General features: G+C 67.0%; 8 protein-coding genes. 6 read left to right on the top strand and 2 right to left on the bottom strand.

The window, feature by feature from the left end; genetic code table 11:
* Window positions 1-516 precede the first annotated feature (516 nt).
* From ARC63_RS03450 to ARC63_RS03430, 5 genes are all read left to right on the top strand, one after another.
* Entirely contained in the window at window positions 517-1692 is a 1176-nt protein-coding gene (locus tag ARC63_RS03450; RefSeq protein ID WP_010481432.1) for a phosphoglycerate kinase, read from the top strand.
* A complete protein-coding gene (locus ARC63_RS03445) occupies window positions 1689-2342 on the top strand; it encodes an HAD hydrolase-like protein (protein ID WP_057502518.1) in 654 nt (217 codons plus the stop codon). The genes ARC63_RS03450 and ARC63_RS03445 overlap by 4 nt, the downstream gene beginning before the upstream one ends.
* Window positions 2343-2552: 210 nt before the next feature.
* Window positions 2553-4019 (top strand): pyruvate kinase, encoded by a 1467-nt coding sequence (gene pyk / locus ARC63_RS03440; protein ID WP_010481436.1) that lies wholly within the window; start codon window positions 2553-2555, stop codon window positions 4017-4019.
* Window positions 4020-4215: 196 nt separating this feature from the next.
* Entirely contained in the window at window positions 4216-5220 is a 1005-nt protein-coding gene (locus tag ARC63_RS03435) for a class I fructose-bisphosphate aldolase (RefSeq protein WP_010481439.1), read from the top strand.
* Between the two features lie 129 nt (window positions 5221-5349).
* On the top strand, window positions 5350-6498 hold the full coding sequence (locus ARC63_RS03430) for an iron-sulfur cluster assembly protein (RefSeq protein ID WP_049408917.1): 1149 nt from the start codon (window positions 5350-5352) through the stop codon (window positions 6496-6498).
* A 92-nt stretch (window positions 6499-6590) separates the two neighbouring features.
* Here ARC63_RS03430 and ARC63_RS03425 read toward each other — a convergent pair whose 3' ends face one another.
* Together ARC63_RS03425 and cysK are read right to left on the bottom strand one after the other, a co-directional pair.
* Window positions 6591-7190, bottom strand: coding sequence for an O-acetyl-ADP-ribose deacetylase (locus ARC63_RS03425; RefSeq protein ID WP_049408918.1), 600 nt, complete (start codon window positions 7188-7190; stop codon window positions 6591-6593).
* Between the two features lie 237 nt (window positions 7191-7427).
* Window positions 7428-8387: a cysteine synthase A gene (cysK, locus tag ARC63_RS03420; RefSeq protein WP_010481445.1), complete on the bottom strand. Its 960-nt coding sequence runs from the start codon at window positions 8385-8387 to the stop codon at window positions 7428-7430.
* A 207-nt stretch (window positions 8388-8594) separates the two neighbouring features.
* On the opposite strand from cysK, the gene ARC63_RS03415 reads away from it, so the two are divergent.
* Window positions 8595-9578 (top strand): LysR family transcriptional regulator, encoded by a 984-nt coding sequence (locus tag ARC63_RS03415; RefSeq protein WP_010481448.1) that lies wholly within the window; start codon window positions 8595-8597, stop codon window positions 9576-9578.
* Window positions 9579-9815 lie beyond the last annotated feature (237 nt).

The raw sequence follows: 9815 nt of genomic DNA, 5'->3' as shown, positions 1-9815 counted from the left end.
CGGCATCCATGCCGCGGACACTCCAGCGAACCCACCCCGCCCGGCCTCTGACAATTTCCGTGTGCGTCCACCCACGGAAAGAAAAAAAGAAGAGCAAAAGCTGCTTGGCAGGGCGCTCTTTGTAGAGCCGAGCCCACGCTCGGCTGCTGTTCGCGATAGACCCAGCCGAGCACGGGCTCGGCTCTACATTTTTCTCCGACATCAGAAACCGATCTTGCCTTTGCCGTCCGCTCCGCCTCATGAACCTGTCGAGGCCGGGGTGGTGTGGGCTCGCGGGGGCGTAAGCGCCATGGATGGCGCGCCCGAGCCTCCAGGGATGGATTCACGGCGTCCCCCGCGAGCCCACACCGCCCCGGCCCACCCACAACACCACGAAGCGCCAGCGCTTTGGCTGTTGCTGTTGCATTTGCTGTGCGCCTCTGCCTGCCGCAGGCATCGACCCTCCCACCACCCGCACCCGATACAATGGCCGTCTGCCGTACCCCGGCATCCCGTCCCTGAGCCAAAGAGTTGCCCATGTCCATCGTCCGCATGACCGACCTCGACCTCTCCGGCAAGCGCGTGCTGATCCGCCAGGATCTGAACGTGCCGATCGAGAATGGCCGCATCACCTCCGAACAGCGCATCACCGCTTCGCTGCCGACGCTCAAGCGCGCGCTGGAGCAGGGCGCGGCGGTGATGGTCACCTCGCACCTGGGGCGCCCGAAGGAAGGCGTGTGGAGCGAAGCCGAGTCGCTGGCGCCGGTCGCCCAGCGCCTGTCCGAGCTGCTCGGCCGCGAGGTTCCGCTGGTGCGCGACTGGGTTGACGGCGTCGACGTACAGCCGGGCCAGCTGGTGCTGCTGGAAAACTGCCGCATGAACGTCGGCGAGGGCAAGGACGATGAAGCCCTGTCGAAGAAGTACGCGGCGCTGTGCGATGTGTTCGTGATGGATGCCTTCGGCACCGCGCACCGTGCGCAGGCCTCCACCCACGGTGTCATCCGCTTCGCCCCGGTGGCTGCCGGTGGCCCGCTGCTGATGGCCGAACTGGACGCGCTGGCGCAGGCGCTGGATGCACCGGCCAAGCCGCTGCTGGCCATCGTCGCCGGCAGCAAGGTCAGCACCAAGCTGGAACTGCTGGCCAACCTGGTCGGCAAGGTCGATCAGCTGATCGTCGGTGGTGGCATCGCCAATACCTTCATTGCTGCCGCCGGCTACAACGTCGGCAAGTCGCTGTACGAGCCGGACCTGCTGGATACCGCCAAGAAGATCGTGGCCGATGCCAAGGCGCGTGGCGCCGACATTCCGCTGCCGGTGGACGTGGTCACCGCCAAGCAGTTCATGCCGGACGCGGTTGCCGAAGTGAAGGCGGTCGACGCGGTTGCCGAAGACGATCTGATCCTGGACATCGGCCCGCAGACCGCTGCGCAGTACGCGCAGCTGATCGAAAAGGCCGGCACCGTGGTCTGGAACGGCCCGGTCGGCGTGTTCGAGTTCGAAGCCTTCAGCAAGGGCACCGAAGCGCTGGCCCGCGCCATCGCCAGCTCGCCGGCATTCTCCATCGCCGGTGGCGGCGACACCCTGGCCGCGGTCGACAAGTTCGATATCGCCCAGCAGGTCAGCTACATCTCCACCGGCGGCGGTGCGTTCCTGGAGTTCCTGGAAGGCAAGACCCTGCCGGCGGTGGCCGCACTCGACGCGCGCGGCGCATGAGTGCCGAGCGCGGCAAGGATGTGCTGTTCTTCGACCTCGATGGCACGCTGATCGATTCGCAGGTGGGCATCACCGCCTGCATCGCTTACGCGCTGCAGAAGATGGACTATCCGGTGCCGCCGCAGGAGACGCTGCTGGGCTGGATCGGTCCGTCGCTGCGGACCACCTTCGCGCCGCTGTTCGTTGAACCGGCGCGGGTGGAACAGGCGGTGGGCTACTACCGTGAGCGCTTCGACGCCGAGGGCTGGCGCGAGCATACGGTGTACCCGCAGGTGGAAGACACCCTGCGCACGCTGCACGGTCGTGGCCACCGCCTGGCGGTGGTCACGGCCAAGAACGAGCCGCATGCGCGCCGCATCCTCGCCCACCTGCCGTTCGGCGGGCTGTTCGAGGAGATCGTCGGCTCGACCCTGGACGGCTCGCGCAGCCACAAGCCGGAGCTGGTGGGCGAGGCGCTGCGTCGGCTGCAGGTGCAGCCCGCGCAGTGCTGGATGATCGGCGACCGCCGCATGGACATCGAAGGCGCACGCCACCACGGTCTGCGCAGTGTCGGTGTGCTGTGGGGTTTCGGCGGTGAGGTCGAACTCACCGAAGCCGGTGCCGGCCAGCTGGCCCGTGAGCCGGCGCAGCTGACGACGCTGTTGGCCTAGGCTCCTGTAGAGCCGAGCCCATGCTCGGCTGCTTCGGCCTATGCCCAGCCGAGCATGGGCTCGGCTCTACAGAACTGCCTGCGCCAGCGTATGTCCGGCCGATGTCCGCTCCATGACCCGCGAAGTCAGGCAGCACAAGGCTGTAACCGTATACATGCGGCGTGAAGGATGTGCTAATTTCCGTTCTTTATCGGGAGAGGCCCATTCACCATGTTCGAGCGTCAGCGTCGCACCAAGATCCTTGCCACCCTCGGTCCGGCCACTGATCCGCCGGGCGTGCTGGAGGATCTGTTCCGCGCCGGCGTCAACGTGGTGCGCCTCAACTTCAGCCACGGCGATCCCTCCGGCCAGGCCAAGCGTGCCGCCGAAGTGCGTGCCGCTGCGGCCCGCGTGGGCGTGGAAGTGGGCATCCTGGCTGACCTGCCGGGCCCGAAGATCCGCATCGAGCGCTTCGCCGAAGGCAAGGTGCAGCTCAAGGCGGGTGACCGCTTCGACCTGATCGCCAGCGCCAATGCCGGCCCCGGCGATGCGACCCAGGTGGGCGTCAGCTACCTCGGCCTGCCGCAGGACGTCGGCCCGGGCGATGTCCTGCTGCTCGATGATGGCCTGATGCAGCTGCAGGTGGTCGAGGTGCAGGGCGAGCGCATCATCAACACCGTGCTCAACGACGGCGCGCTGTCTGATCGCAAGGGCCTGAACAAGCAGGGCGGTGGCCTCTCGCTGGGCGCACTGACCGAGCGCGACAAGGAGCTGATCGGCATCGTCGCCAGGATCGGTGTCGACTTCATCGCCGTGTCGTTCTGCCGCAACGCGCAGGACATGAACGACGCCCGTGACATCGCCCGCTCGCATGGCTGCGATGCTGCGCTGGTGTCGAAGATCGAGCGCACCGAAGCGATCGAGAACCTGGAAGAGATCGTCGAGGCCAGCGACGTGGTGATGGTGGCCCGTGGCGACCTCGGCGTGGAAATCGGCGACGCCGAACTGCCGGGCCTGCAGAAGAAGATCATCAAGGCCTCGCTGGCACAGAACAAGGTGGTGATCACGGCCACGCAGATGCTGCAGTCGATGGTCGAAAGCCCGATCCCGACCCGCGCCGAAGTGCTGGACGTAGCCAACTCGGTCATCGACGGTACCGATGCGGTGATGCTGTCGGCTGAAACCGCTGCCGGTGCGTACCCGGTCAAGGCGGTGGAAGCGATGGCGCGTATCTGCCTGGGTGCCGAGCGCCAGTTCCAGACCGAGACCGACTTCAACGCCTCGCCGCGTAATCTGGAACGTGCCGATCAGGCGATTGCCATGGCCACCATGTTCCTGTCGCAGCACGTGGGCGTGCGTGCGATCGTGGCGATGACCGAATCCGGTGGCACCGCCCGCTACCTGTCGCGCTTCCGCGCCAAGGCGCCGGTGTTCGCAGTCACCCGCCACGACGGCGCGCGCCGCCAGATGGCCCTGATGCGCGATGTGTTCCCGATCAACTTCGACAGCCGTGGCCTGACCCCGCGCGAAGCCGCGCGCGGCAGCATCCGCCTGCTGGTGGAAGCCGAACTGCTGCAGGCCGGTGACCGCGTCGTGTTCACCAGCGGTGAGCACATGGAAACCCTGGGCGCGACCAACACCCTGCGCCTGCTGGAAGTGGGTGAAGACGGCCGCGCCAGCGGCCTGGGCGATCTGTAAACCCCGTCGGCCCCGGGTCGGAGCCGCCGTGCGGATCCGACCCAGGGTCAGATCCGCAAAGGGGCTCTGACCCGGCGCAACAGGACATCGCCTGTCCGGTGCGGACATTGGAATCGTTTCCAGACTGGCCTGCACGTCGGCGCAACGGGCGGCGGGGCTATACTTACGTTTTTCCCGCACCCGCCACAGGAAGTACATGAGCATCGAACAGCTGGCTGAAACCGCCCAGGCCATGGTTGCCCCGGGCAAGGGCATCATCGCGATCGACGAATCCACCGCTACCATCGCCAAGCGTTTCGCTGGCGTCGGTATCGAGAACACCGAGGAGAACCGTCGTGCCTACCGCGAACTGCTGCTGACCACGCCGAAGCTCAACGAGCACATTTCCGGCGCCATCCTGTTTGACGAAACCATCCGTCAGTCGACCAAGGACGGCGTGCCGTTCGCCAAGTACATGGCCGACCACGGCATGATTCCGGGCATCAAGGTGGACAAGGGTGCGCACCCGCTGGCCGGCTGCCCGGGCGAGCTGGTGACCGAAGGCCTGGACGGCCTGCGCGAGCGCCTGCAGGAGTACTACAAGCTGGGTGCGCGCTTCGCCAAGTGGCGTGCGGTGATCAACATCGGCGAAAGCATTCCGTCGGGCACCTGCATCGAGTCCAACGCCCACGCGCTGGCCCGCTATGCCGCGCTGTGCCAGGAATGTGGCCTGGTGCCGATGGTCGAGCCGGAAGTGATCATGGACGGCGACCACGACATCGAGACCTGCTACGAAGTCACCGAAGCCACCCTGCGTTCGCTGTTCGACGCCCTGTACCAGCAGAACGTGCTGCTGGAAGGCACCATCCTGAAGGCCTCGATGGTCATCTCCGGCAAGGGCTGCGATGAGCAGGCCGACGTCGAGGAAGTGGCCGAGTCGACCGTGATGTGCCTGAAGAGCACCGTGCCGGCCATCCTGCCGGGCGTGGTGTTCCTGTCCGGTGGCCAGAGCGACGAGCAGTCCACCGAGCACCTGAACGCGATGAACCAGCTGGGCAACCTGCCGTGGCCGCTGAGCTTCTCCTACGGCCGCGCCATGCAGCAGGCCGCGCTGAAGCTGTGGGCCAAGGACATGAAGGGCAACTACGCTGCTGCCCAGAAGACCGTGTACGAGCGCGCCAAGGACAACGGCCTGGCCGCGCTGGGCAAGTGGAACGGTTGATCCGTCCCATCGCTGGATGAACAAGGCAACGCCGGCATCACGCCGGCGTTTGCTTTTGCGGGTATCGTTTCCGCCCCCACGCGCCCGGCCGGTGCGTGGGAACCACATGGAAGGCCAAGGAGAAACAACATGCGTTTGGCAGCAATCACACTGGCCGTCGCCACGGTCCTGGTCGCCGGCGGTTGCAACCGTCTCGGCGGCGGTGGTGACGCAGGCAAGGCCGCGTCGCTCGATTTCGACAAGCCGGTGTCCGGCGAGATCACCTCGCGCAGCGGCATCAACTACAACGACGGCAGCCATCACCAGCTCTACCAGATCAAGCTGGAAGACAAGCAGCTGGTTGGGCTGAAGCTGACCGGCTCGCTGAGCGGCTCGATCGCCGTCTTCAACAACGGCAGCCTGGTGGCCAGCAGCAACACCGGCTACGAGCGCGAGGGCGACGTCTCGCTGGCCTTCCGTGCCAACGGTGGCGGCACCTACCAGGTAGCGGTCAACGCCAACGGCTCGACCGATTACGGTCCGTACCGCCTGCGCGCCGAGAAGCTGGTGCCGTACGACGGCAAGCCGCTGGCGGGCAGCGGCGAGATCGTCGACATGCTGGCCGGTGGTTCCCAGGACTACACCCTGCAGGTGGACAAGGCCGGCCTGTACGAGATCCGCCTGGTGTCGGATGTCTTCGATCCGGTGCTGAAGCTGTCGGGCCAGGGCGTGGACGCCGAAAATGACGATGGCGGGGACAGCACCAACTCGCGCCTGACCCTGTCACTGAAGCCGGGCAAGTACACCCTGACTGCACGCGGTCTGGGCGACGGCGTCAGCGGCATGTTCACCCTGTCGGCCAACCGCATCGAACTGCCCGGCAATCTGGTGGAACGCGATGGCACAGCGCTGCCGAAGTCGGGCAGCGTGTACACGATGCTCGACAACGACGGCCGCCGCCGCTTCCTGCTGACCCTGGATCGCCCGGCCGACGTGCGCCTGGATGCGATTTCCAGCCAGGTCGATACCGTGCTGCGCGTGGTCGGCGGCGACGTCGAGCTGACCGATGATGACGGTGGCAGCGGTACCAATTCGCGCCTGGAAGAGACCCTGCCGGCCGGTCACTACACCGTGGATGTGTCCAGCCTGAACAATGGTGCGGGCATGGTGGAAGTGCGCGTGCAGGTCGAGGGTGCCAGCGCCGACGGAGCTGCGGCCTCGGCGGCACGTGCCGCGGCCGATGCTGCCGCTGCTGTGGCCGATGACGCCGCTGCTGCGGTGGAAGCTGCCAGCCGTTGAGCGTGATCCACGCCGCGCGTGGATGACGACAACGATGCAACGGAAAAGGCCGGGCAATGCCCGGCCTTTTCTTTTACCAGCAGCGCTGCGGTTCAGTGCGCAGCGGCGAAGCCTGCATCGCCCAGCGGCGGCAGCACCGACCCACGCGGTTCGTTGTCCGTGCTTTGTCCCGCAGCGCTCAATGCCTGCTGGTAGGCCTTTGCCGTGGCAGTGTTGAACGCCACCAGCACGATGCGCATCGGCTGTGCATGGCTGCGCTGCCACGCCAGTGTTTCCGTCACTGCGATCTGCGCGGCCTGGTACAGCGGATAGCCATACACACCGCAGCTGATCGCCGGGAACGCGATCGACTTCACGCCCAGCGACTCAGCCAGCTGCAGCGATTTCCAGTAGCAGTTGGCCAGCAATGCCGGTTCGTCGCGCTGGCCGTCGTGCCAGACCGGGCCCACCGTGTGCAGTACATGCTGCGCCGGCAATGCATAAGCGTCGGTGGCGCGCACTTCGCCGGTCGGGCAACGCACGCCCGGGCGCAGCTCCGGCAGTTGCTCGCACTCGGCCAGCAGCGCAGGGCCCGCGGCACGATGGATCGCACCGTCGACACCGCCGCCACCGAGCAGTGTTTCATTGGCCGCGTTGACGATCGCATCCACCGCCAGGGTCGTGATGTCGCCCTGCCAAACTTCGATCTTCATGCGTCCGTCTCCTGCCTGTGAGGTGTTCCGCGCAGCATCTGCGCCGGCTGTTCCCACGGTAGGGGACAGGGCATCGATACTGCGTCATGACCGTCTCACGCGCTGCGATCCGACGGCCTTCACGCACGATGGCGGGCGACGCCTTCACGCAGGCTGAAGCAGGGCGCACGCCGGGCACGGCCCGGCGCTACCTGCAGTCGGACGTCGGTAGCGCCGGGCCATGCCCGGCGGATCGCATTACGGCAGGCCGGCCAGCCAGTCGTCGTCGGAACCCTCGTTCACATCGGCGAACAGCGGCGTGGAGAAATAGCGTTCACCGGTGTCCGGCAGCATCGCCAGGATCACCGCGCCCGGTTCAGCACGGGCCGCCACGTCCAGCGCGCTGGCCACGGTAGCGCCGGCGGAGATGCCGACGAAGATGCCTTCTTCTGCAGCCAGTCGGCGTGCGGTGGCGATCGCGCGGTCATCGTCCACCGTTACCAGTTCATCCACCACATCGCGGTTGAGCACGTCCGGCACGAAATCCGGCGTCCAGCCCTGGATCTTGTGTGGCTTCCAGTCATCGCCCTTCAACAGTGCGGCGCCGGCCGGCTCGGTGGCGATGATGCGGGTCTGCGGGCGCGCGACCTTCAGCACTTCGCCAACACCGGTGAGCGTGCCGCCGGTGCCCCAGCCGCTGACGAAGTAGTCCAGCCGCTTGCCGGCGAAGTCGCGCAGGATCTCGGCGGCGGTGGTGTTGCGGTGGTACGCCGGGTTGGCCGGGTTGGCGAACTGGCTGGCCAGGAACCAACCGTGCTGTTCGGCCAGCTCGGCGGCCTTGCGCACCATGCCGCTGCCGCGTTCGGCGGCCGGGGTCAGGATCACCTTGGCGCCATAGGCGCGCATCAGCTTGCGGCGCTCCACCGAGAAGGTTTCGACCATGGTCGCCACGAACTTGTAGCCGCGCGCGGCGGCGACCATCGCCAGTGCCACGCCGGTGTTGCCTGACGTGGCTTCGACGATGGTGTCGCCCGGCTTGAGCACGCCACGCGCTTCGGCGTCGAGGATGATCGCCAGCGCCAGGCGGTCCTTCACCGAGCCGCCCGGGTTGAACGACTCGACCTTGGCGTAGACGCTGACCTGCGGGGGCGCCAGGCGCTGCAGCCTGACGATGGGGGTGTTGCCGACGGTATCGAGGATGGAGTCGTACAGGGCCATGGAAGCGCTCCGGAAACGGGGCCGCGCCGGGCTTCGGCGGGCGAAGGGGGAGGGCTGGCTGTTCAGGCCAGCGGCTGCCGGCTGACCGTAGCGCCGGCATATGACGCCCGGAAATGACCAGATACCTTTCTTAAACAACCTTTGGTTATAAGCTGGTGACGGCAAATGACCCTAGAGTGGACTTCCGCCCCACGCCGCCTGCCTCCCATGACGCTGACCCAGCTGCGCTACTTGGTTGCCATCGCCGACGCCGAGCTGAACATCACGCTCGCCGCCTCGCGCGTGCATGCCACCCAGCCTGGCCTGTCCAAGCAGCTCAAGCAGCTGGAAGACGAGCTCGGCTTCCTGTTGTTCGTGCGCAAGGGCCGCAGCCTGGAGTCGGTCACTCCGGCCGGCACCGAAGTGATCGCCCGCGCCCGCGCGGTGCTGGCCGAGGCCAACAACATCCGCACCTACGCGGCCAACCAGCGCCGCGAGAGCCAGGGCCAGCTGATCCTGACCACCACCCACACCCAGGCGCGCTTCGTGCTGCCGCCGGCGGTGGCAGCGATCAAGCAGGCCTACCCGCAGGTCAGCGTGCACCTGCAGCAGGCCGGCGAAGCCGACGCGCTGGACCGCTTGAACCAGGGTGACGCGGATATCGCCATCATCAGCACCGCCGGCGGTGAGCCCACCGATGGCATCGCGGTGCCGCTGTTCCGCTGGCGGCGTCTGGTGGTGGTGCCGAAGGGCCACCCGCTGGACCGCGCCGGCCGCGCCCCGGACCTGGCCGCGCTGGCCCGCCAGCCATTGATCAGCTACGAATCGTCGACCCGTCCGAACTCGTCGCTGCAACGCGCCTTCGCCGCCAATGGGCTGGTGCCCGACCTGGCACTGACCGCGCTCGATGCGGACCTGATCAAGACCTACGTGCGTACGGGTCTTGGCGTAGGCCTGCTGGCCGAGATGGCGGTCAGTTCCAACGATGAAGACCTGCGCTCGTGGCCGGCGCCGGACCCGATCAGCGAGTGCATTGCCTGGGCGGTGCTGCCGCGTGACCGCGTGCTGCGTGATTACGCGCTGGAGCTGGTGCATGTGCTGGCACCGCAGATTGATCCGCGCGATCTGCGGCGGGTGCTGGATGGCAACCAGGCGGCGGCGTGGCCGGTGCCACCGACGTGGGAGTCACTGACCCAGACCATCACGGTGTGAGGGGGTGGTCGAGCAGGGCTTGCAGCCCTGCACCTGCCGAATCAACGGCAAAAGCCGAAGCAACAGCAACAGCCGAAGCAGCAGCAACAGCTGGCTTCCGTTGGGGGGCGGGGCGGTGTGGGCAGGCAGGACACGCCGTAAACCCCCCTCCGGGGTCCGGCCCAGCCGCTGGCGGCTGTGCGTTCGGGCGCTTGCGAAGCAGTGCTTCGCAAGCAAAGCGCCCTCACCCCTGGGGGC

The organism is Stenotrophomonas geniculata ATCC 19374 = JCM 13324, assembly GCF_001431625.1.
In the GTDB taxonomy this organism is placed as follows: Bacteria; Pseudomonadota; Gammaproteobacteria; order Xanthomonadales; family Xanthomonadaceae; genus Stenotrophomonas; species Stenotrophomonas geniculata.
Note: the sequence above shows the minus strand (reverse complement) of the source record. Positions and strands in the feature narration are given on the sequence as shown.

What these genes read in the sequence shown, in the direction of transcription:
- ARC63_RS03430 (WP_049408917.1), top strand. Translation starts at nt 5,350, where the DNA reads ATGCGTTTGGCAGCAATCACACTGGCCGTCGCCACGGTCCTGGTCGCC.
- ARC63_RS03445 (WP_057502518.1), top strand. Translation starts at nt 1,689, where the DNA reads ATGAGTGCCGAGCGCGGCAAGGATGTGCTGTTCTTCGACCTCGATGGC.
- pyk (WP_010481436.1), top strand. Translation starts at nt 2,553, where the DNA reads ATGTTCGAGCGTCAGCGTCGCACCAAGATCCTTGCCACCCTCGGTCCG.
- cysK (WP_010481445.1), bottom strand. Translation starts at nt 8,387, where the DNA reads ATGGCCCTGTACGACTCCATCCTCGATACCGTCGGCAACACCCCCATC.
- ARC63_RS03450 (WP_010481432.1), top strand. Translation starts at nt 517, where the DNA reads ATGTCCATCGTCCGCATGACCGACCTCGACCTCTCCGGCAAGCGCGTG.
- ARC63_RS03435 (WP_010481439.1), top strand. Translation starts at nt 4,216, where the DNA reads ATGAGCATCGAACAGCTGGCTGAAACCGCCCAGGCCATGGTTGCCCCG.
- ARC63_RS03425 (WP_049408918.1), bottom strand. Translation starts at nt 7,190, where the DNA reads ATGAAGATCGAAGTTTGGCAGGGCGACATCACGACCCTGGCGGTGGAT.
- ARC63_RS03415 (WP_010481448.1), top strand. Translation starts at nt 8,595, where the DNA reads ATGACGCTGACCCAGCTGCGCTACTTGGTTGCCATCGCCGACGCCGAG.